This window comes from Methylocystis parvus OBBP (genome assembly GCF_027571405.1).
GTDB classification, from domain to species: domain Bacteria; phylum Pseudomonadota; class Alphaproteobacteria; order Rhizobiales; family Beijerinckiaceae; genus Methylocystis; species Methylocystis parva.
The window spans coordinates 3,457,886-3,478,596 of the sequence record NZ_CP092968.1; the positions used below are offsets into that span (position 1 = coordinate 3,457,886).

At 64.8% G+C, this 20,711-nt stretch carries 22 protein-coding genes; 16 read left to right on the forward strand and 6 right to left on the reverse strand.

Translation table 11 applies throughout. The features are described 5' to 3' along the window. Positions 1-11: 11 nt before the first annotated feature. The 5 genes from ccmI (at position 12) to MMG94_RS16805 (ending at position 6,478) form a co-directional block, all read left to right on the forward strand. Positions 12-1,157, forward strand: coding sequence for a c-type cytochrome biogenesis protein CcmI (ccmI, locus tag MMG94_RS16785; protein ID WP_040579430.1), 1,146 nt, complete (start codon positions 12-14; stop codon positions 1,155-1,157). A gap of 148 nt (positions 1,158-1,305) precedes the next feature. Then, the gene (ccmE, locus tag MMG94_RS16790) at positions 1,306-1,743 is read left to right on the forward strand and encodes a cytochrome c maturation protein CcmE (protein ID WP_026016565.1); all 438 of its coding nucleotides are present in this window, start codon (positions 1,306-1,308) and stop codon (positions 1,741-1,743) included. A 109-nt stretch (positions 1,744-1,852) separates the two neighbouring features. Next, on the forward strand, positions 1,853-3,829 hold the full coding sequence (locus tag MMG94_RS16795; protein WP_016922182.1) for a heme lyase CcmF/NrfE family subunit: 1,977 nt from the start codon (positions 1,853-1,855) through the stop codon (positions 3,827-3,829). Between the two features lie 494 nt (positions 3,830-4,323). Continuing rightward, on the forward strand, positions 4,324-4,776 hold the full coding sequence (locus MMG94_RS16800) for a cytochrome c-type biogenesis protein (RefSeq protein WP_051001178.1): 453 nt from the start codon (positions 4,324-4,326) through the stop codon (positions 4,774-4,776). A gap of 64 nt (positions 4,777-4,840) precedes the next feature. Then, positions 4,841-6,478 carry an inorganic phosphate transporter gene (locus MMG94_RS16805; RefSeq protein ID WP_016921850.1) on the forward strand — a complete coding sequence of 546 codons (1,638 nt, stop codon included), beginning with the start codon at positions 4,841-4,843 and terminating at the stop codon, positions 6,476-6,478. Positions 6,479-6,523: 45 nt separating this feature from the next. Here MMG94_RS16805 and MMG94_RS16810 read toward each other — a convergent pair whose 3' ends face one another. After that, positions 6,524-7,429 carry a LysR family transcriptional regulator gene (locus tag MMG94_RS16810; RefSeq protein ID WP_016921851.1) on the reverse strand — a complete coding sequence of 302 codons (906 nt, stop codon included), beginning with the start codon at positions 7,427-7,429 and terminating at the stop codon, positions 6,524-6,526. A 114-nt stretch (positions 7,430-7,543) separates the two neighbouring features. Here MMG94_RS16810 and MMG94_RS16815 point away from each other — a divergent pair, with 114 nt between their 5' ends. From MMG94_RS16815 to MMG94_RS16850, 8 genes are all read left to right on the forward strand, one after another. Then, positions 7,544-8,317, forward strand: a complete 774-nt coding sequence (locus tag MMG94_RS16815) for an SDR family oxidoreductase (RefSeq protein WP_016921852.1) — start codon at positions 7,544-7,546, stop codon at positions 8,315-8,317. 106 nt (positions 8,318-8,423) lie between these two features. Continuing rightward, a complete protein-coding gene (locus MMG94_RS16820; RefSeq protein WP_016921853.1) occupies positions 8,424-8,669 on the forward strand; it encodes a zinc-finger domain-containing protein in 246 nt (81 codons plus the stop codon). A 135-nt stretch (positions 8,670-8,804) separates the two neighbouring features. Beyond that, entirely contained in the window at positions 8,805-9,083 is a 279-nt protein-coding gene (locus tag MMG94_RS16825; protein WP_081495747.1) for a type II toxin-antitoxin system RelE/ParE family toxin, read from the forward strand. A 62-nt stretch (positions 9,084-9,145) separates the two neighbouring features. Beyond that, positions 9,146-9,466: a HigA family addiction module antitoxin gene (locus tag MMG94_RS16830; protein WP_016921854.1), complete on the forward strand. Its 321-nt coding sequence runs from the start codon at positions 9,146-9,148 to the stop codon at positions 9,464-9,466. Positions 9,467-9,512: 46 nt separating this feature from the next. After that, positions 9,513-10,697 carry an FAD-dependent monooxygenase gene (locus MMG94_RS16835; protein WP_016921855.1) on the forward strand — a complete coding sequence of 395 codons (1,185 nt, stop codon included), beginning with the start codon at positions 9,513-9,515 and terminating at the stop codon, positions 10,695-10,697. A 158-nt stretch (positions 10,698-10,855) separates the two neighbouring features. After that, positions 10,856-11,713, forward strand: a complete 858-nt coding sequence (locus tag MMG94_RS16840) for a MipA/OmpV family protein (protein ID WP_244962195.1) — start codon at positions 10,856-10,858, stop codon at positions 11,711-11,713. Positions 11,714-12,147: 434 nt separating this feature from the next. Continuing rightward, positions 12,148-12,774: a transglutaminase-like cysteine peptidase gene (locus MMG94_RS16845; protein ID WP_016921858.1), complete on the forward strand. Its 627-nt coding sequence runs from the start codon at positions 12,148-12,150 to the stop codon at positions 12,772-12,774. A gap of 272 nt (positions 12,775-13,046) precedes the next feature. Next, a complete protein-coding gene (locus MMG94_RS16850) occupies positions 13,047-13,673 on the forward strand; it encodes a transglutaminase-like cysteine peptidase (protein ID WP_016921859.1) in 627 nt (208 codons plus the stop codon). A 4-nt stretch (positions 13,674-13,677) separates the two neighbouring features. On the opposite strand, the gene MMG94_RS16855 is transcribed toward MMG94_RS16850, so the two are convergent. Then, positions 13,678-14,211 carry a gamma carbonic anhydrase family protein gene (locus MMG94_RS16855; RefSeq protein ID WP_016921860.1) on the reverse strand — a complete coding sequence of 178 codons (534 nt, stop codon included), beginning with the start codon at positions 14,209-14,211 and terminating at the stop codon, positions 13,678-13,680. A gap of 324 nt (positions 14,212-14,535) precedes the next feature. On the opposite strand from MMG94_RS16855, the gene MMG94_RS16860 reads away from it, so the two are divergent. From MMG94_RS16860 to MMG94_RS16870, 3 genes are all read left to right on the forward strand, one after another. Next, positions 14,536-16,194 carry a heparinase II/III family protein gene (locus MMG94_RS16860; RefSeq protein ID WP_016921862.1) on the forward strand — a complete coding sequence of 553 codons (1,659 nt, stop codon included), beginning with the start codon at positions 14,536-14,538 and terminating at the stop codon, positions 16,192-16,194. Positions 16,195-16,260: 66 nt separating this feature from the next. Beyond that, positions 16,261-17,850: a bifunctional phosphoribosylaminoimidazolecarboxamide formyltransferase/IMP cyclohydrolase gene (gene purH / locus MMG94_RS16865; protein ID WP_026016527.1), complete on the forward strand. Its 1,590-nt coding sequence runs from the start codon at positions 16,261-16,263 to the stop codon at positions 17,848-17,850. Between the two features lie 62 nt (positions 17,851-17,912). Next, a complete protein-coding gene (locus MMG94_RS16870; RefSeq protein WP_154419649.1) occupies positions 17,913-18,227 on the forward strand; it encodes a cellulose-binding protein in 315 nt (104 codons plus the stop codon). 126 nt (positions 18,228-18,353) lie between these two features. Here MMG94_RS16870 and MMG94_RS16875 read toward each other — a convergent pair whose 3' ends face one another. From MMG94_RS16875 to prfA, 4 genes are all read right to left on the reverse strand, one after another. Continuing rightward, on the reverse strand, positions 18,354-18,623 hold the full coding sequence (locus MMG94_RS16875) for a YARHG domain-containing protein (RefSeq protein WP_016921866.1): 270 nt from the start codon (positions 18,621-18,623) through the stop codon (positions 18,354-18,356). Positions 18,624-18,704: 81 nt separating this feature from the next. Continuing rightward, the gene (locus MMG94_RS16880; protein WP_016921867.1) at positions 18,705-18,977 is read right to left on the reverse strand and encodes a hypothetical protein; all 273 of its coding nucleotides are present in this window, start codon (positions 18,975-18,977) and stop codon (positions 18,705-18,707) included. 249 nt (positions 18,978-19,226) lie between these two features. Continuing rightward, positions 19,227-19,499, reverse strand: coding sequence for a hypothetical protein (locus MMG94_RS16885; RefSeq protein WP_016921868.1), 273 nt, complete (start codon positions 19,497-19,499; stop codon positions 19,227-19,229). A gap of 114 nt (positions 19,500-19,613) precedes the next feature. Next, positions 19,614-20,690, reverse strand: a complete 1,077-nt coding sequence (gene prfA, locus MMG94_RS16890; protein WP_420846619.1) for a peptide chain release factor 1 — start codon at positions 20,688-20,690, stop codon at positions 19,614-19,616. Positions 20,691-20,711: the final 21 nt, after the last annotated feature.

The following is a 20,711-nucleotide window of genomic DNA, read 5'->3' on the forward strand; positions in this document are numbered from 1 at the left end:
ACAGCGCTCCCATGATCTGGCTTATCTTCGCCCTTTTGACCGGCGCCGCGGTTATGGCCGTTCTCCTGCCGCTGGCCGCGCGCGGCGAGGCGAAAGACGCCAACGCCGCCGACATCGCCTTTTTCGAGGAGCAGATCGCCGAGATCGAGCGCGAGCGCGCCGAGGGCCGTCTCGACGCGGCGGAGGCCGAGGCCGCGAAGACGGAAGCCGCCCGCCGCCTGCTGCGCGCGGAGGCCGCTCCCAAGGCGGCCGCCCGAGGCTCTCGCAAGGCGGCGCTCGTGGCGGCGTTGAGCGCCATCGTCGTCATCCCTCTTGTCGCCGTCCCGCTCTATCTGAAGCTCGGCCGATCCAACGCGCCCGACATGCCGCTGACGGCGCGCCTCGAAGCCGCGCCCGAGCGCAACGACCTCTCCGGCGCCGTCGCCCGCATCGAGCAGCATTTGCGCGAGCATCCCGAGGACGGGCGCGGATTCGAGGTGGTCGCGCCTTATTATCTGCGCGCCGGCCGAGGCGAGGAAGCGATCGACGCCTACGCCAAGGCGCTGACATTGCTCGGCCCCACCGCCGAGCGCCACGCCAATCTCGGACAGGCGCGCATGATCGTCGCCGAGGGCAAGGTGACGGCGGAAGCGAAGAAGGATTTCGAGGCCGCGCTGGCGCTCGATCCGGCGAATGTCATGGCCGCCTATTATCTCGGGCTCGGCGCCGAGCAGGCGGGCGAGAAGGACAAGGCGATCGAGATTTTCGCGAGGCTCGAAGCCGATGCGCCGGCCGGGGCCGCCTATCTGCGCTCCGTGCGCCAACGCCTCGCCGAACTGCGCGGCGAAAGCGCGTCCCGCCCGCCCTTCGCCTCGGCGCCTGCCGAACAGGAGACGGCTCAGGGGCCGTCGAGCGCGCAGGGCAAGGCTATCGCCGCCATGCCGGCCGATGAACGCGCGGCGATGATCCGCGGCATGGTGGAGAAACTCGCCGCACGGCTCGAAAGCAAGGGCGACGACGTCGAGGGCTGGTTGCGTCTCATTCGCGCCTATAGCGTTCTCGCGGAGCCGGAAAAGGCGAAGAAGGCCGTGGCCGACGCGCGCAAGGCGCTCGTGGGGAAAGAGACGGAAGCCGCCCGCGTCGAGGCGCTGGCGAAGGAATTGAACATCGGGGGGTGAGCCCCCTCCCTGTCCCTCCCCCGCCAAAGCGGGAGAGGGGACGTTCACGATCGACGTGAGCGGCTGTGTCAATGAAGGCCCGCGCCTCGCTCCTTCTCCCGCGAAGCGGGGGGAGGGTTGGGGAGGGGGCGAAACCGGCGAAACAAAAATGACCCGCAAAGGCAAGAGACTCACGCTCATCATCGGCGCGCTGGCCATTCTCGGGCTCGCGGCGGGCCTCGTGCTGTTCGCGTTGCGCGACAATATCGTCTTTTTCTACACGCCTTCGGAGCTGGCGCAGAAACAGATCGCGCCCGGCGCGCGGCTGCGGATCGGGGGGCTCGTGAAGGAAGGCAGCGTCGTGAAGAACGGCAAGGACGTGACTTTCGCCGTCACCGACAAGACGAGGGATCTCGCCATCGCCTTTACGGGCCTCTTGCCCGATCTCTTCCGTGAAGGGCAGGGCGTCGTCGTCGACGGCGTGCTGGGCGCGGACGGCGCGTTCAAGGCCGACAGCGTCCTCGCCAAGCATGACGAGCGCTACATGCCCAAAGACGTCGCGGACAGACTGAAAGCGCAGGGCGTGTGGCAGGGAGAGAAGAAGTGACGGTTCCCGTCATTGCGAGGAGCGCAAGCGACGAAGCAATCCAAGAGCGTCGTCGTGAAGCTGGATTGCTTCGCTTCGCTCGCAATGACGGAGCCGAAAAGGTGGGCATATGATCGTCGAAACCGGACATTACGCGCTCGTTCTCGCGCTCGCCCTCGCGCTGATGCAGTTCGCCATTCCGCTCGCCGGCGCGCGGATGAACGACGTCGCGCTGATGCGCGTCGCGCGGCCGACCGCCATCGCGCAATTTCTCTTCATCGCCTTCTCCTACGGCGCGCTGACCTATGCGCATGTCGTCTCCGACTTCTCGCTCGTCAACGTCATCGAGAATTCGCACTCGCTGAAGCCCTTCATCTATAAAATCTCGGGCGTGTGGGGGAATCATGAAGGCTCCATGCTCCTTTGGGTGCTGGTGCTCTCGCTCTGCGGCGCGCTGATCGCGATCTTCTCGTCGGCCATGCCCGACAAATTACGCGCCGACGCGCTCGCCGTGCAGGGTCTGCTCGGCGCGGCCTTTCTGCTTTTCATCCTGCTGACCTCGAATCCCTTCGCGCGCGTCGATCAGCCGCCATGGGAGGGCCGCGACCTCAATCCGATCCTTCAGGACCCCGGCCTCGCGATCCACCCGCCGCTGCTTTATCTCGGCTATGTCGGCTTCTCGATCGTCTTCTCCTTCGCAGCGGCGGCGCTTATCGGCGGGCGCATCGACGCCGCCTGGGCGCGCTTCGCCCGGCCCTGGACGCTTTTCGCCTGGGTGGCGCTGACGCTCGGCATCGCCATGGGCTCCTACTGGGCCTATTACACGCTGGGCTGGGGCGGCTTCTGGTTCTGGGACCCGGTCGAGAACGCCTCCCTCATGCCCTGGATCGCCGGTACGGCGCTCCTCCACAGCGCGGCGGTGATGGAGAAGCGCGAGGCGCTGAAGGTCTGGACGATCTTCCTGTCGATTCTGGCCTTCTCGCTCTCTCTGCTCGGCACCTTCCTCGTGCGTTCCGGCGTGCTGACCTCCGTGCACGCCTTTGCGAGCGATCCCGAGCGCGGCGTGTTCATTCTCGCCATCCTCGTCTTCTTCATCGGCGGCGCGCTGGCGCTCTTCGCCGTGCGCGCGGGGTCGCTTCCCGTGGGCGGGCTCTTCTCGCCCATCTCGCGCGAGGGCGCGCTGGTCCTTAACAACCTGCTTCTTTCCGCGAGCTGCGCGACGGTCGTCATCGGCACGCTCTATCCGCTGGCGCTCGAGGCGCTGACGGGCGAGAAGATTTCGGTCGGCGCGCCCTTCTTCAACACGGTGCTGATCCCGATCGCGCTGCCGCTCGCTTTGCTCATGCCCGTCGGCCAGATGCTCGCCTGGAAGCGCGGCGATTTGCCGGCTGCGCTTCAGCGCCTGCGCGCGGCCTTCGCCGTCGGCGTCTTCGCGGCGGCGCTGTTCGGCGCGATGTACGGAACGCCTTTCCTCTCCATCGTCACGGGAGGCCTCGCGGTCTATCTCGTCATTGGCGGCGTGAGCGACATCGCCCAGCGCGCGACCTTCCGCGCCTCCTCGGCGGGCGCCGTCTTCGCGCGCCTCGCCGGCCTGCCGCTTTCCGCCTGGGGCACGTCGATCTCGCATGCGGGCATGGGGCTGACATTGCTCGGCCTCGCCGCGACGGGTTGGGGCGTCGAGAACATTCTCGCCATGAAGCCCGGCGAATATCACGACGTCGGTCCCTACAAGCTCGCGATCGAGGAGCTCTCGCCGCGCCAGGGCCCGAACTATTCGGAAATCTACGCCGCGATGGACGTGCGTTCGGGCGGACGGACAATCGCGAAGATCGAACCCGCCAAGCGCTATTATCAGGCGCGCAAGATGCAGCGCTCCGAGGCCGGCATTGCGACGCTCGGACTGGGGCAGATCTACGCCGCCATCGGCGAATCGCATCCGGACGGGACGATCGACGCGCGGCTTTACTGGAAGCCCTTCGTGACGCTGATCTGGATCGGCGCGCTGGTCATGGCGCTGGGCGGCGCTTGCTCGCTGGCGGACCGGCGCCTGCGCATCGGCGTGGCGCGGCGGGCGAAGGTTGCAGCGATGCCGGAGGCGGCGGAATGAGGGACAGAAACGCCCAGCTCCAAGATATTCCTGCCGATTTGGGGGCCGCCGCGGCGACCCCCACCCTTGATCCCCCCCTGCAAGGGGAAGGGAGGCGGCCCGGAGGGCAATCGGGTGAACAACCATATTGGACGTTAGCCGCCCAATACCTCCCCTTTACGGGGAGGTCGGCGGTCGAAGACCGCCGGGTGGGGTTCGCGCCGCATTACATTGATAGAGCTTTACCCCACCCGGCCCTGCTTCGCAGGGCCACCCTCCCCGTAAAGGGGAGGGATGGGCTCATGCTCAGCGTTCATCCGATTGCCCTGAGGCGGCTCGTTTCCGAGATTCTCGGTGTCGGTCGCCAGTTACGGATGACGCCGCTTCATTCCTCCCCCGCGAAGCGCGGGGAGGGGCAGGGGCGGTTCGGCCGCGATAATCCTGGTCGTGACGCTCGCAAGCCCGTCATCTCGAACCGAGGCAAGGCAGGGTTGGGGGCGCTGGCCCTGGCGGCGATGTTGCTCATCATCCCCGCTCACGCCGTCACGCCGGGCGAAATTCTCCCCGACCCGGCGATGGAGGCCCGCGCCCGCGCCATCACCGGCGAATTGCGATGCCTCGTCTGCCAGAATCAGTCGGTCGACGATTCCGACGCCTCGCTCGCCAGGGACCTGCGCGTCCTCGTGCGAGAGAAGCTGAAAGAAGGCATGAGCGACGCGCAGGTGAAGGAATATGTGCACGCCCGCTACGGCGATTTCGTCCTGCTGCGCCCGCCGGTCAAGCCCGGCACAATCCTGCTCTGGACGGCGCCGCTGCTTGCGCTTCTCGCGGGCGGCGCGGCGGTGTGGTCGGCGGCGCGGCGTCGGCGGGCTCCGGCGGAAACCGTCGAACTGACCGGGGAAGAGCGGGACCGACTCGCGGCGCTTGGCGTAAGCCAGGGAAATGATTCGGGTCTTGCCGATTCTTGAATTGTCACGTTAGGGTTATTCAAATCCTGTTGATTTGGGGCCTCCGTTAAGAAGAGGCTCCCTCATGACATCCGTTACTTCAGGCGTCGAATTTTCACCCGGCCACGAGCCGGCGGGTCCGAAGCCAAAGCTCGATCACGCCTTCGATATTCGCGGCCTGCTGGTCTTTCTCGGCGTCATCGCCTGCGGCCTCGGCTATACGGCTTTCAGCATCTGGGCCGATCTCAAGGACGCCGGCGCGCCCGTCGTCACCTATCTGCCCTTCGTCCTCCTCGGCGTCGCGCTGCTGATCGCGCTGGGCTTCGAATTCGTCAACGGCTTCCATGACACGGCCAACGCCGTCGCGACGGTCATTTACACCCACTCCATGCCGGCCAATATCGCCGTGATCTGGTCGGGTTTCTTCAATTTTCTCGGCGTGCTGTTCTCGACGGGCGCGGTCGCCTTCGGCATCGTGTCGCTGCTCCCGGTCGAACTGATCCTGCAAGTCGGCTCCAGCGCCGGCTTCGCCATGGTCTTCGCCCTGCTCATCGCGGCGATCGTCTGGAACCTCGGCACCTGGTGGCTGGGCCTGCCGGCCTCCTCGTCGCACACGCTCATCGGCTCGATCATCGGCGTCGGCATCGCCAACGCCCTGATGCGCGGCCGCGACGGCACGTCGGGCGTCGACTGGGGCAAGGCGACGGAGATCGGCTATTCGCTGCTGCTCTCCCCGATCGTCGGCTTCACGGCGGCCGCTCTGCTGCTGCTGCTCATGAAATTCGTCGTCCGCAAGGCCGAGCTCTACAAGGAGCCGCAGGGCCAGAACCCGCCGCCGTGGTGGATCCGCGGCCTGCTGATCCTGACCTGCACCGGCGTCTCCTTCGCGCATGGTTCGAATGACGGCCAGAAGGGCATGGGCCTCATCATGCTGATCCTGATCGGCACGGTGCCGACGGCCTATGCGCTGAACCGCGCGCTGCCGCCGAGCCATATCGCCGCCTTCACCAAGGTTTCGGCGGAAGCTTCCAAGGTCGTGGAAGGCAAGGCGGCGGGCTATAATGTGCTCGGCGACCCGCGCCCGGCGGTGACCAACTATATCTCGCGTCACGAGCTCACCGAGGGCACCTATCCCTCTCTCGCGGCCCTGATGCGCGAAATCTCCCAGGAGATTCAGACCTACGGCGCGATCTCCAAGATCCCCTTCGCCGCCGTCGGCAATACCCGTAATGACATCTATCTCGCCTCCGAGGCGCTCCGCTTCCTCGCCAAGGACAAGGAAGCGGCGCTGACCGAAGGCGACAAGAAGACGCTGAAGGCCTATAAGGACGAGATCGACAAGGCGACGAAGTTCATCCCGACCTGGGTGAAGGTCGCCGTCGCCATTGCGCTCGGCCTTGGCACCATGATCGGCTGGAAGCGCATTGTGGTCACGGTGGGCGAGAAGATCGGCAAGGAGCATCTGACCTATGGGCAGGGCGCGTCGGCCGAAATCGTCGCCATGAGCACCATCGCCGCGGCCGACATATACGGCCTTCCGGTCTCGACCACCCATGTGCTGTCGTCCGGCGTCGCCGGCACGATGGCGGCGAACGGCTCGGGCGTGCAGATGGGCACGATCCGCAATCTGCTGATGGCCTGGGTGCTGACGCTTCCCTGCGCCATCCTGCTCTCGGGCTCGCTCTACTTCATCCTCAGCCATGTGCTGAAGCTGGCCGTTTGAGACCGCGCCGATAAGCCGACAGAGGCCGCCGGAACGCCGGCGGCCTTATTTTTTCGACGACAACCTTCCGCGCAGCAGGGGCGTCGCCCATTCGATGAAGGCGCGAAGCCGCGCGGACTGCTTGCCCGGTTGCGGGAAGACGAGCGAAAGCGGCTCCGGAACCGGACGCGCCTCGGGAAGGATTTCGATCAGCGACCCCGAGGCGAGTTGCTCCTCGACGTCGTAAGCGGGAACCTGAATGACGCCGAGTCCGGCTTCCGCGCAGGCGATGTAGGTTTCCGCATTATTGACGGAGACCCGCGCGCGCATCGCGATCTTCATGACGCCGTCTTTCGTCTGAAAGTCGAATTTCGACGCATGTCGTTCCGGCGACGCCGCGTAATTGATCGCATAATGGTCGGACAGGTCTCGAACCGAGCGCGGCGCGCCATGGCGTTCGAGATAGGCCGGACTGGCGCAGGTCAGCATGTCGACCTCACACAGGCGCCGGGCGCCGAGCCGCGAATCCTTCAGGTCGCCGACCCGGATCGCGCAATCGACGCCGTCGCGGGCGAGGTCGATCTGGCGGTCGGCCACGGTCAGATACAGGTCGAGCGCCGGGTGCCGCGTCAGAAATGCAGGAAGGGCGGGCGCGATCACCAGGCGGCCGATACGGGTCGGCGCGTCGATCCGCAGGCCGCCGGAGATCGCCGCGGCGGGCCTGAACATCTCCCGCATGTCGTCGAGCTCGGCCAGCAACTGGCGGCATTTCTCGAGGTAAAGCGCGCCGTCGGCGGTCAGCGAGACCTGGCGCGTGGTGCGGTTGAGAAGGCGGGCGCCCAGATGCGCCTCGAGATCGCGAACCGCCGTCGAGACGCTCGATCGCGGCAGAGACATCGAGGCGGCGGCGGCGGTGAAGCTGCCGCGCCGCGCGACGGCGGCGAAAACGCGCATCATCGTGATGACTTCCATGAACGCTCCGCATTGTTCGCCAGATCACGAATAATAATGTCAGGATTGTGCGCTTTATCCCGGCGATTGGAAGACCGAGTTTCCACGCCGCAATCTTTCAGAGGAGCGGCGTCGATGTTGGATCATTCGTTGAAGGGCAAATTCGTGATTGTCGCCGGCGGCGCGAAAAATCTCGGCGGACTGATTTCCCGAGACCTTGCGGCGCAGGGGGCCGCGGGCGTGCTCGTCCATTACAACAGCGCGGCGACGAAAGCCGCCGCCGAGGACACTGTGGCCGCCGTCCAACGCGCCGGGGCGTCCGCCTTCGCGCGCCAGGCCGACCTCACTCGCGTTTCCGAGGTCGCGGATCTTTTCGCGGAGGCGAAGAGCTGCTTCGGCCGGATCGACATCGCGGTCAACACCGTCGGCATGGTGATCAAGAAGCCGATCCTCGACGTGCGCGAGGAGGATTACGACGCCATTTTCGCGATCAACGCCAAGGCCGCCTTCTTCTTCATCCAGGAGGCTGGCCGGACGCTTTCCGAGGGCGGCAAGATCTGCACGATCGTCACCTCCCTGCTCGGCGCCTTCACGGGGCTCTATTCCATTTACGCCGGCAGCAAGGCTCCCGTGGAGCATTTCACGCGCGCGGCGTCGAAAGAATTCGGACCGCGCGGCATATCCGTGACCGCCGTGGCGCCCGGTCCGATGGAGACGCCCTTCTTTTACGGGCAGGAGACGCCGGAATCGGCGGCCTACAACCAGGCGGCCGCCGATCTGTCGAGATTTACCGCGACCGGCCTGACCGATCCGGCCGACATCGCGCCGCTCGTGCGCTTCCTCGTTTCCGAAGGCTGGTGGGTGACGGGACAGACGATCCTGGCGAATGGCGGCTATACGACGAAGTAGACGGACGGACGGGGGCGCGACGCCCCCTATCCAATTTCCGCGCGCTGCAATATAGGGGGCGTGAGCGATCCCGAGCCGCCCCGCGGCGTCACTTGAAGAGCGGACCATGAGCGAACATTCCACGCCCCATTTCCACAACTCGCCCGGCGTCGCGGAGATTCGCGTGGGGGCGAAGGAATTCATGTGCATCGGCGCGCTGCCGCCCTTCGACCATCCGCATGTCTATATCGACATGGGCGCGGAAAATCAGGCGGTCTGCCCCTATTGCTCGACGCTCTATGTCTATGACGCCTCGCTCCATGGCGGCGCCGATCCGGCGGAATGCGTCTATCACGCTGAAGAGCCGGCTTGAGCCGATCGGCGAGACGATCAAGAATTTTAAATTCCGTTGACTTAGGGAACGGGACGGGGTCATATGTCGCGTGTCGCATGACACGCGACGGCGTTCCTATTTTAGAAAGGAGTAAGCGGCAATGAAGGGAGTTGTATGATAAAATCATTCAAAAACAAGTATTTGGAGGAATTTTTTCAGACCGGAAAGTCAGCAAAAATAGCCAAAGAATTCCACGAGCGGCTTGTTCGGAGGTTAGACGCGCTCGAAGCAGCAAGAAAGCCAGGCGATATGCGCATTCCAGGGTTCGATTTTCATCCGTTGAACGGATTTAATCCTCCCCGGTATTCGGTTCATGTAAATGGCCCGTGGTGCGTTACTTTTGAATTCGATGGCCAGGATGCGTCGCAAGTGGACTTTGAACAATATCACTAGTGACTTTTCGAGGAGCGCCTTTGGCGCTCCTCTCCCGCTAAATGGCGCTAACGAGACGAGAAATGACTGAAGTTTTTGTAACGAGGCGAGGTGAGCGAGAACCGACCCATCCGGGCGCGATCCTTCGCGATGACGTCTTGCCTGCCCTCAACGTCACTGTCACTGACCTAGCTAAGATGCTGGATGTCGGACGCCAGCAACTGCACCGAATTCTCTCTGGCGAGTCGAGCATCTCTCCGGAAATGGCTCTGAAGCTGGGCAAACTTTGTGGAAATGGGCCTGAAATTTGGATCAATATGCAGGTTGCCGTCGACCTTTGGCGTGCTCGAAAGGCTTTGGGGGCGCGACTAGATTCTATCAAAGAAATCCAGCCTTGCGCCTAGCCGCTTTTCCACCGGTCTTCGTCATCAACGATTTTGAGCAGAGAGCGTGAGCGCCCCGATCGTCATTGCGGGCGCTGGCATTGGCGGGCTTTCCGCCGCGCTCGCGCTCGCCCGCGCGGGCAAACGCGTCATCATCCTGGAGCGCGCGGCGAAGATCGAGGAAGTCGGGGCCGGGTTGCAGATTGCGCCCAACGCCGGACGCATTCTCGCCGGTCTCGGGCTCGAAAGCGCGCTCGCCGCGGTGGCGCTGGAGCCGCAGGCGATCAATATCCGCCGCGGGCGCGACGGCTCCGTTCTGGCGCGGCTCGATCTTTCCGATTCAGGGAGCCGCTGGGGCGCGCCCTTCAGGGTTTTCCACCGCGCCGATCTGCAGCAGGCTTTGTTGCAGGCGGCCCTCGCCCATGAGGCGATCGAGATTCGCACCAGCGCGCGCGTCGGCGATTTCACTGAACGTTCCGGACGCCTGTCGCTGCGGGCCCATGGCGAGGGCGGCGTCGAGGAAATCGACGCCTCCGGCCTTGTCGGCGCCGACGGACAGCGCTCCGCCGTGCGCGCCCATCTCTTCCCGACGGAACGCGACGCGCCCTATTATTCCGGCCTTACGGCGTGGCGCGCGCTGGTTCCCGCCGAGCTGGCCCCGGCGGCGCTGCGCGCCCGCGAGAGCAATCTCTGGATGCTGCCCGGCGCCCATGTCGTTCACTATCCGCTGCGCGACGGCTCCATCATCAATGTCGTCGTGATCGTCGCCGAGGAGCCCCGCGCGGCGGACGGCGCCGCCATCCTCGCGCTCGAGGGGCCGGAACTCGCGCGTCTGCTCGCGCCCAAAGGCCCCGGGGCCGATCTCCTCTCCCTCGTCCAGGCCGGCGCTTCCTGGCGGCATTGGCCGCTTTTCGCCCGGCCCCCGCTTTCGAAATGGAGCAGGGGCGCCGTCACGCTGCTGGGCGACGCCGCGCATCCGATGCTCCCCTTCCTGGCGCAAGGCGCGGCGCAGGCGATCGAGGACGCCGCCGCGCTGGGAACCGCCTTTCTGCGGCTCGGCGTCGGCGTCGAGGCCGCCTTCGCGGATTATGAGAGGAGCCGGATCGCCCGCGCCTCGCGCATCGTTCGCGCCTCGCGACGCCAGGGCGATTATTTTCATATAAGCGGGCCGGCTTCGGTCGCGCGCGATTTCGCCATCAGGGCGCTCGGCGGCCGGGGAATGCTCGCGCGCAATGCCTGGCTCTACCGATAGGCGATCGCCGGGGACCGCCCGCCGGGAATTTTGTGCGCATCGTGGCTAGGTCCCTTTGCGCGCCACCATGCTGACGTTTTAGCCCGGCAAATAGTGGCCAGCCGCCCGCCGGGTTGTTAAAGAAGCGTCAAGAAACGCGTCTCAAAGGGCAGTTTTTGTTGCGAATCACAGCGCTGAGAACCCTGATTTCGGCTTTTACAGTCGTGCTTTGTGCGCCGATCTCCGGCGGCGCGGCGGAACTGATTCCTCCGCCCAAGACCGACTCGAAGGGCTGGATCGTCACGGTCAGCGTGATCGGCGCGGTCTCCCCGAGCTTTCCGGGGTCAGGGCAGATGCGGCCCTATCCCTTCCCGGCGGTGGCGGTGCGCAGGGTGGGCGAACCCGAAACCTTCTCGACGCCGGACGAGGGTTTCGGCTTCCCGGTTTTCGATTATGGCGGGCTGCGGGTCGGCCCTGTCGCCAACTTCGTCTTCCAGCGCGGACAGCGCGACGGGCTTTTCGGCCTGCGCCGCGTGGCGCTGACCCATGAGATCGGCGGCTTCGTCGAGTATCATCCCTTCGATCATTTCCGCATGCGCGCCGAGATGCGCCAGGGAATCGACGGCCATGAGGGCTTCGTCGCGGCCTTTTATGCGGACGCCTATGAGTCCGTCGGCCGTTTCCGCCTCTCGGTCGGCCCGCGCATCAATTTCGGCGACAATAATTACGCCAACGCCTATTTCTCGGTGACGCCGTTCGAGGCGCTGGTGAACGGCCGGCTGCTTCCCTACACGGCGACCGGCGGATTCACGTCGGCCGGCGGCATGGCGACGATCCGCTACAATTTCACCGACGAAACGGCCGTCTCCGTCTATGGCGGCGGGCAGCGATTGCTCGGCAGCGTGGGCTCCAGCCCCATTCCCAACCTCATTGGCTCGCGCAATCAGTTCAACGCGGGTCTGGCGCTGTCCTATTCATTCGTCGTCGCGGACCCGCTGCAATATCTGCCCGAGCCCCTGACGTCCCTCAAGCCGTAGCGCCCCGATGCCGGATAATTGCGGCGAAATCCCGTATCGCGCAGGCGGCGCTGAAATCTGCAAGCGACTGAAAATGCGGGCGCAGCATGCCTCCCGCGCCGGGACCGCAAATTCCGCCGCCGCATATTCGACATAAAAATTACGGCTCCCCGCGGCCCGTTAACCCCCTCCCGCGCACGCCGTTAAGAGTCGGCCCCCTCAAGTTGATCGTCCCATGAGCCCCCGGAGCGAGGGGCGTTCTGTCATGCGCAGATAAATCAACAAAATCATTGTTATAGACAACTCATTCGAATTTTATCGGTTTCGGTCGCAAAAGATTATACTTACCTCTCCGGCCTGAAAATCTAAATGCGTTCGCGTAAAATGCGGGAGAAATACTTTGAAGGACGGCAAAACAAGAAACCTATTCTCGTCTCATCGAAAGGGGACGGGAAATGGTCGGCATCATCGGCAAAACGATTGTGGCTCTCGGTCTTGCGGGCGCGGGTCTCGTGGCGGTCGCCGCGACGAGCCTTGCAGGTTCGGAAGCGCCGAATTTCGCCCCGGTCGGCGCCGAGACCAGCGTGCCCTACGGGTGGGTCGAGTTTTGCCAGCGCAATCGGGCGGAGTGCGACGACGAGGCTGGCGTTCCGACGGAGATCAAGCTCGACGCGGCGGCCTATAACAAGATCGCCCGCATCAACGCCTGGGTGAACAAGCATATCGATCCTATCGCCGACGCGGATCACTGGGGCGCGATCGATCAATGGGACTATCCTTCGGACGGTAAGGGCGACTGCGAAGATTATGCGCTGCTGAAGCGCCGCATGCTCATCGATCAAGGGTTCCCGCGCGAGGCTCTGCTCCTGACCGTGGTGAAGGAAAAAAATGGCGACGGCCATTCCGTGCTTACGGTCCGCACCAATCGCGGGGAATTCATCCTCGACAATCTCGCCGATCAGGTGAAGCTCTGGAAGAAGACGCCCTATCGCTTCGTGAAGCGGCAGTCCCAGCACAATCAGAATGTCTGGGTCGCGATCGGCGAACCCACGGCCGCCCCGGCCTATGTCTCGAACCAGTGAGACCGACCCCGGGCGGGTTGATCCTTAACCATTAACGATTGTGGCGGCTTTGGACGCGCGGCCTCGCTTGTTCAAGGCCGCCCCTGTCTTGTGCGAAAAAAATTAAATGACTGATCTCATTTGATTTATCCTATTTGCCCAACGAGCGCCGACCCTGGCGGGAGGCTTTGCCGTAAACCATAAGTTAAAGCGGTCTTAACGCACATCTTGGCAAACCGGCCACAATCGTAAATGATTTCTTAACGGTCGGTTGGCGAGTAGGGTTTCGTTAAATGCGTATCGCGGGTCGCGTTCTCAAAAGTCTGGCTCTCGCTCTCGCCGCTCTGGGCCTCTCGGCTCTTCCGGCCATGGCCGGAGCCAAATTGCCGACCGCCACGCTCTCGCCGCTCGGCCCCGAGACCAGCGTGCCCTTCGGCTGGGTCGATTTCTGCCAGCGCTACAGCGCTGAATGCGATGACGGCGACCGCGCCCCGCAGGCTATCGACCTGACCCCGGCGGCGATGCGCAAGATCGAAGGCGTCAACGCCCTGGTCAACAACAAGATCGAGCCCGTCTCCGACGCGGAGCACGCCGGTGCGCCCGACGCCTGGGACTATCCGACCGACGGCAAGGGCGACTGCGAGGACTATGCGCTGCTCAAGCGCCGCGTGTTGATGGAAGCCGGCTTTCCGCGCGCCGCTCTGCTGCTCGCCGTCGTGAAGGACGAGCATGGCGACGGCCATGCGGTGCTGATGGCGCGCACCAATCGCGGCGACTTCGTTCTCGACAATCTCGCCGACGAGGTAAAGCCCTGGTCGCAGACGTCCTATCGCTTCGTGAAGCGGCAGTCGCAGGAAAATCAGAATGTGTGGGTGGCGGTCGGCGCGCCGACCAGCGCGCCGATGTATGTCGCGAAGTGAGGCTTCAGCCTTCGATCCCGGCAAGCCCTTTCAGGTAGCGCTGGCCGTTCTCCACATAGTGCTTCGCCGACTCGAGGAACGTCGCGCGCGAGTCTTCGCCAAGCTCCCGGATGACCTTCGCCGGCGCGCCGACAATGAGCGAATTGTCGGGAAACTCCTTGCCTTCCGTCACCAGCGCATTGGCGCCGACAAGGCAGTTCTTCCCGATCTTGGCGCCGTTGAGAATCGTCGCGCCCATGCCGATGAGCGCGCCGTCGCCGATCGTGCAGCCATGCAAGATGACATTGTGGCCGATGGTGCAGTCGGCGCCGATCGTCAGCGGATAGCCCATATCGGTGTGGAGGACGCTATTGTCCTGGATATTGGTCCGCGCGCCGATCGTGATCCACTCATTGTCGCCACGCAGCACGCAGTTGAACCAGACATTGGCGTCTTCCTGAAGCTCGACGCGGCCGATGAGATGCGCGCCGGGCGCCACGAAATAGCGACCCTCGGCCGGCAGGCGCGGCGCAATTCCATCGAGCGTGTAGAGCGGCATTCAAAGACCTCCTGTTGATCGCGCTGCAAGCGAGCGTCCCGGCCCATCGCAGAAAACGCGATCAATGGCAAAGTTCGGACGCGCGGCGCGCGCCGGGATAAAGCTCGCTGGGACATTGCCATTTCCCACGGGCCGCGAAAAGCGCCGCGTTTTTGCGGGGGACAGCCGCGGGCGCGATTGCGCGGCAAATGTCAAAATAGTGTATAAACAATTGCGGGCGCTTCGCTCTTAGCCGTTGGGCGGGCAATCGCCGGATTTCTTCGCCCGAAAAGGGCGTTTCGGCGAATCGGAGGACGAGACCTGAACGGCGGCTTGCGTGACCGGATGCGGATAGCCGGCGCCTTCGCGGCGAAGGTTTTCGCGCGCAGCGCGGCCACGCCCTATCATGTCGTAAAATCCATGGCGATCGCCCCGCCGGAGCGGCTGCGCGTCGCGCCGCCCGATATCCGCACCGCCGATCCGACGGTCGCGGATGAAATTTATGCGGGCTATTTTTCCTTCGCCGGCAAGACTCTGCAAAGCTACGGCGCCTCTCCCTTCACCCTCACGCCGCCGTCTCCCGCCTGGCGGCGGGCGCTTGCGGGCTTTTCCTGGCTGCGCCATCTGCGCGCCGCCGACAAGACTCTTGCGCAGGCCAACGCCCAGGCGCTTGTCGGCGATTTTCTCGCGCTGAAGAAGCTCCCCGCCGAAGACCCGGCGATGGAGCCCGCCGTCGTCGCAAGGCGGCTTCTTTCCTTTTTCGCCCAGTCGCCCGTTCTGCTCGACGGCGCGGACGCCGATTTCTACGACGCTTTCATGATGTCCCTCGCCAAGAGCGCGCGGTTGATCTGGCGGGCGCTCGCCACCGGTCAGGCGCAGGGGGCGGACCGGGCGCTTTGCGCTATCGCGCTTGCGGAGTTCGCAGTTTGCGCCGACACCGGCCGCAAGATCGCGCCGCAGATCTCGCGGACCCTGTCGGCGGAGCTCGACCGGCAAATCTTGAGCGACGGCGGTCATATCAGCCGCAATCCGCAAGTCGCGGTCGATCTGCTGCTCGATCTTCTGCCGCTGCGTCAGGTGCTCGCGGCGCGAGGCCTGCAAACGCCGGCCTCCATGCTGCGCGCGGTTGACCGCATGATGCCGACATTGCGCATGTTGCAGCATGGCGACGGTTCGCTCGCGCTCTTCAACGGCATGGGCGCGACGGAGCTGGATCGCGTCGCGAACGTTCTCGCCAATGAGGATACGCGCGGCGCCGCGCCGCTGAAGGCGCCCTATGTCGGCTATCAGCGGCTCGAGGCGCGGGACGCGGTCGTTCTCGTCGAGGCCGGGGGGCCGCCGCCTTTCGAATTTTCCTCGAGCGCCCATGCGGGCTTTCTCTCCTTCGAATATTCGCTGGGCATGGAGCGGGTCGTCGTGAATTGCGGCGCGCCCGCGCCGCAGCACGAGGAGCTTCGGGAAATGGCGCGCGCCACCGCCGCGCATTCGACGCTCGTCATCGACGACCGTTCCTCCGCGCGCATTGCAAGGAAAGATGCGGGCCGCTGGCGCGCGGGCCGCATTCTCGAGGGACCGGGCCATGTCACGGTGGAGCGCCTCGAGGCGCCGGGCGCGACGACGCTTTCGCTCTCTCACGACGGCTACGCCAAGAGCTTCGGCCTGATCCACGCCCGGGAGCTCATCCTCGCCGCGGACGGCATGGCGCTGGCCGGGCGCGACCGGCTGCTGGCGGCCGAGGGCGCCGCCGCCGGAGCGGCCGGCCCCGATTTCGCCGTGCGCTTCCATCTTCATCCCCGTATTCGCGCGGTCGAGCTGGGAGAGGCGATCGAGCTGCAGCTCGCGACGGGCGAGACGATGATTTTCGAAGCGGACGGCGTCTGGCCGCAGATCGAGGAAAGCATATTTTTCGCGGCGCCCGGCGGCGCGCGCAAATGCGTTCAGATCGTGCTGCGCGGAAAGGCCGCGCCGGACGCCGAGCTGCGCTGGTCTTTCCAGCGGGGGTGACGGTTCCGCGCCTCGGAGATGTATGATAAGCGCGGCGCGAACATCCCCAAGGAGGATTTTGAGCCCATGCCGGTCGATCAGCGTAAAGTCGCGCGCGCCCTTCTCTCCGTCTCCGACAAGACGGGCCTCGTCGATTTCGCGCGCGCGCTCGCCGGCCATGGCGTGGAGCTCGTCTCGACCGGCGGCACCCGCAAGGCGCTCAGCGAGGCCGGCCTCGCCGTGAAGGACATTTCCGACCTCACGCATTTTCCCGAGATGATGGACGGCCGTCTGAAGACGCTGCATCCCAAGGTGCATGGCGGCCTGCTCGCGATCCGCGAGAACCCGGAGCATGAGGCGGCGATGCTCGCCCATGACATCCGGCCGATCGACCTTCTCGTCGTCAATCTCTATCCCTTCGAGGCGACGCTCGCGAAAGGCGCGCCCTTTGAGGAATGCGTCGAGAATATCGACATTGGCGGGCCGGCGATGATCCGCGCCGCCTCCAAAAATCACGATGACGTCGCAGTGGTGGTCGATCCGTCCGATTACGCCGCGGTGATCGACGAGATGGCGGCGACCGGCGGCGCGACGCTCATCGCCACGCGCCGGCGTCTGGCGCAGAAGGCTTTCGCGCGCACCGCGGCCTATGACGCGGCGATCTCCAACTGGCTGGCGGAAGAACTCGGCGAAGCCGCGCCGCCCGTCCGCGCCTTTGGCGGAAAACTCTCCGAGCCGATGCGCTATGGCGAAAACCCGCATCAGGCGGCGGGTTTTTATCTGACCGGGGAAGCGCGGCCCGGCGTCGCGACGGCGCGGCAGGCTCAGGGCAAGCAGCTCTCCTACAACAATGTCAACGACACGGACGCGGCCTTCGAATGCGTCGCGGAGTTCGATCCCGGACATGCGGCGGTCGTCATCGTCAAGCACGCCAACCCCTGCGGCGCGGCGGAAGGCGCGACGCTGGAGGAGGCCTATCTCAAGGCGCTGCGCTGCGACCCGGTTTCGGCCTTCGGCGGCATCGTCGCGCTCAACCGCAAGCTCGACGCGGCCGCCGCGCGCGAGATCGTGAAGGTCTTCACCGAGGTCATCATCGCGCCGGAGGCCGAAGACGAAGCGATGGACATCATCGCGGCGAAGAAGAATTTGCGCTTGCTGCTGACGGGGGGCTTGCCCGATCCCCGCGCGCGCGGCGTGACGTTCCGCAGCGTCGCGGGCGGCTTCCTCGCGCAGACGCGCGACAACGCCGTCGTCGACGACATGGAGCTGAAGGTCGTGACGAAACGCGCGCCGACGCCACACGAGCTTGCGGACCTCAAATTCGCCTATCGCGTCGTCAAGCATGTGAAGTCCAACGCGATCGTCTACGCCAAGGACCTTGCGACGGTCGGGATCGGCGCCGGACAGATGTCGCGCGTGGATTCCTCTCGCACCGCGGCGCATAAGGCCGGCGAGGCGGCGCGGGCGGCGGGCCTCGCGGAAAGCCTCGCCAAGGGCTCTGTCGTCGCGTCGGACGCTTTCTTTCCTTTCCCGGACGGGCTGCTCGCGGCGGCGGCGGCGGGCGCCTCTGCGGTCATTCAGCCGGGCGGCTCCGTGAATGATAAGGACGTCATCGCGGCCGCGGACGAGCAGGGCCTCGCCATGGTCTTCACCGGCGTGCGCCACTTCCGGCACTAGCGCTGATTCATGCGCCTAAGCTAAGGTCGTTCAACTCTACCGTAAGTTTCATGGAGTGCAGCATGCGTCGCGCCTTTACGCTTTCTCTCGGCCTCGCTCTGGCCTTCGCCCTCGTCGCGAGCGACGCTCTGGCCAAGTCGCGAAAAGCCGCGCCGGCGCAACAGCCCGACTCGGGAAGCGACGAGTTCGCGATTCCATTGCCCAAAGATTTGACGACGAATAAGGACTGGCTCGACGACGGCGCCGGCAATCCCGCATCCGGCACGCTGCAGCCCAATGCGCATGCGAATGACAATTATTTCACGCAGCAGCAGCAGTTCTGGCGCAACGATCCGACCCGCAACACCGAAGCGGGCCAGCTCTTCGATGGCTTTTAAACGGATACGGCGACGAAGCGGTCCAGGCGCGTCATGCCGCTCTGGATTGCTTTGTCGCATTTTTCGAAGTCGGGTATACCCGACTTCGCCATATGCGCTTCGCAATGACGGTCGAACGCGAACTTTCTAGTCGCCGCATCCCATGCGGCGCTCTTCGGCGACGATGTCGCGCACCGCGGCGCGTTGGCGCGCCGAAAGGGGAACGTCGTTGATGTCGTCATAGCTGCAGCCGGCATTGCCGAAGGCGCGAATGGCGCGCGCGGTTTTGAAGCAGTAGCCCGCATCCTTGTAGATCTGATTGCGCTCCGACCAGAGGCTGGCGCAGGAGGCCTGCGCGACGGAAGGGGCGGCGGCGCCCGCCATGAGCGCGGCGAATATGAAAGCGGACTTCTTCATCTAGATCTCCCCAGCCCTCGCCGGTTGTTCCGGCGGCGAAGGGTCAGTCCTTTATGGCTGACCCTCATTGTCGTGCGCTCATCAGTCGCAAACGCTCACGCGGCGGAAGCCGACGACGTCGCCCCACGGATTATAAACCGGACGGCGGGACATGTAGCAATCATGATAATAATGGCGCCCGTAGCCGCCGCCCATGCCGCCGGCGGCCATCGCGCCGACCGCGAAGGCGCCAACCCCGATCGCGGCGGCGGCGCCGTCGCTGACCCAGGCGGCGGCTGGGGCGGTGGTGGAGACGATCGCGACGCTGGACAGGCTGGCGACCAGGATGGTGGTGGCGGCGATTTTCTTGAACATGACACGCTCTCCTCTTCTTTAGCGCTCGCAATCTGTTTTGCGATGATTGAAGCCTATCGCGGTTCTTTCGGAATGTTCGTGCGCTCGCGCACGCGAAGCGCGCCCCGTGGAAATTCAAAAAGCCCAAAATGAAGAGGGCCGGCGCAAGGCCGGCCCCTTCTGTTCGACTGGCGCCTAACGGCGCATCTTGGCGAAGACTGAAAATTGCTTCGGCTGGAACGAATGGTCGAAAATAGGATCGTCCTCAATTCAGTCGCAAACGCTTACACGGCGGTAGCCCACGAAGTCGCCCCAATTGTTATAAACCGGACGGCGGGCCGAATAGCAGTCGTGGTAATAATGGCGCCCGTAGCCGCCTCCCATGCCGCCGGCGGCCATCGCGCCGACCGCGAAGGCGCCCACGCCGATCGCGGCGGCGGCGCCGTCGCTGACCCAGGCGGCGGCCGGGGCGGTGGTGGAGACGATCGCGACACTGGACAGGCTGGCGACCAGGATGGTGGTGGCGGCGATTTTCTTGAACATGACACGCTCTCCTCTTCTATTGGTTTCGCAATTCGTTTTGCGATGAGGAGAAGCTATCCCGGCGCGGAAACATTGTGCGTGCGCCGGCGCACAGGACGAAAACAGGAGCGGCGTTCAGGCGTCGCTCTGCGCCAGAAGCTTCTGCTGATGGTCGGTGATGAGCGCGTCGAGGATTTCGTCGAACTCGCCTTCCATCACGCGGTCGAGCTTGTAGAGCGTCAGGTTGATGCGATGGTCGGTGACGCGACCTTGCGGAAAATTATAGGTGCGGATGCGTTCCGAGCGGTCGCCTGAGCCGACCTGACTCTTGCGGTCGGCGGAGCGCTCCTTGTCGAGGCGCTGGCGCTCCGCGTCATAGAGGCGCGAGCGCAGCACGTTCATCGCCTTAGCCTTGTTGCGGTGCTGGGAGCGCTCCTCCTGCATCATCACCACGATGCCGCTTGGAATATGCGTGATGCGGATCGCCGATTCGGTTTTGTTGACGTGCTGGCCGCCCGCGCCCTGAGAGCGCATCGTGTCGATCTGCAGATCCTTCTCGTCGATCGTCACGTCGACGTCTTCCGCCTGCGGCAACACGGCGACCGTCGCCGCCGACGTATGGATGCGTCCCTGCGTTTCCGTCTCCGGCACGCGCTGCACCCGATGCACGCCGGACTCGAATTTCAGCCGGCCATAGACGCCGCGTCCCGTAATCTCCGCGACGATTTCCTTGAAGCCGCCGAGCGCGCCCGGGCTCTCGGAAACGAGTTCGACGCGCCAGCCCTGGAGCGTCGCGTATTTCTGATAGGCGCGGAAGAGGTCGCCGGCGAAGAGCGCGGCCTCGTCGCCGCCCGTGCCGGCGCGCACTTCGAGGATGACGCCTTTTTCGTCGGCCTCGTCCTTGGGCAGCAGGGCGAGCTGCAGCGTCTTCTCCGTCTCTTCGAGGCGCGCGCGCGCCTCGTCGACTTCCGCCTCGGCGAGTTCGCGCATGTCCTTGTCGAGGGACGCATCGGCGAGCATGGCGGCGAGATCGTCGGCTTCGCGTTCCGCGGCGCGATAGGCGCGGATCGCCTCCACCACCTCGTCGAGCGTCGCGCGCTCGCGGGACAGCGCGACGAAGGCCTGCCCGTCGGCGCCGCTGGCGAGCTTTTCGCCGATCTCTTCGTAACGGCGCAAAATGAGGTCGAGCTTGTCTTGAGCGAACATAAGGATTTCGTTGTCTGGAAGAAGGCC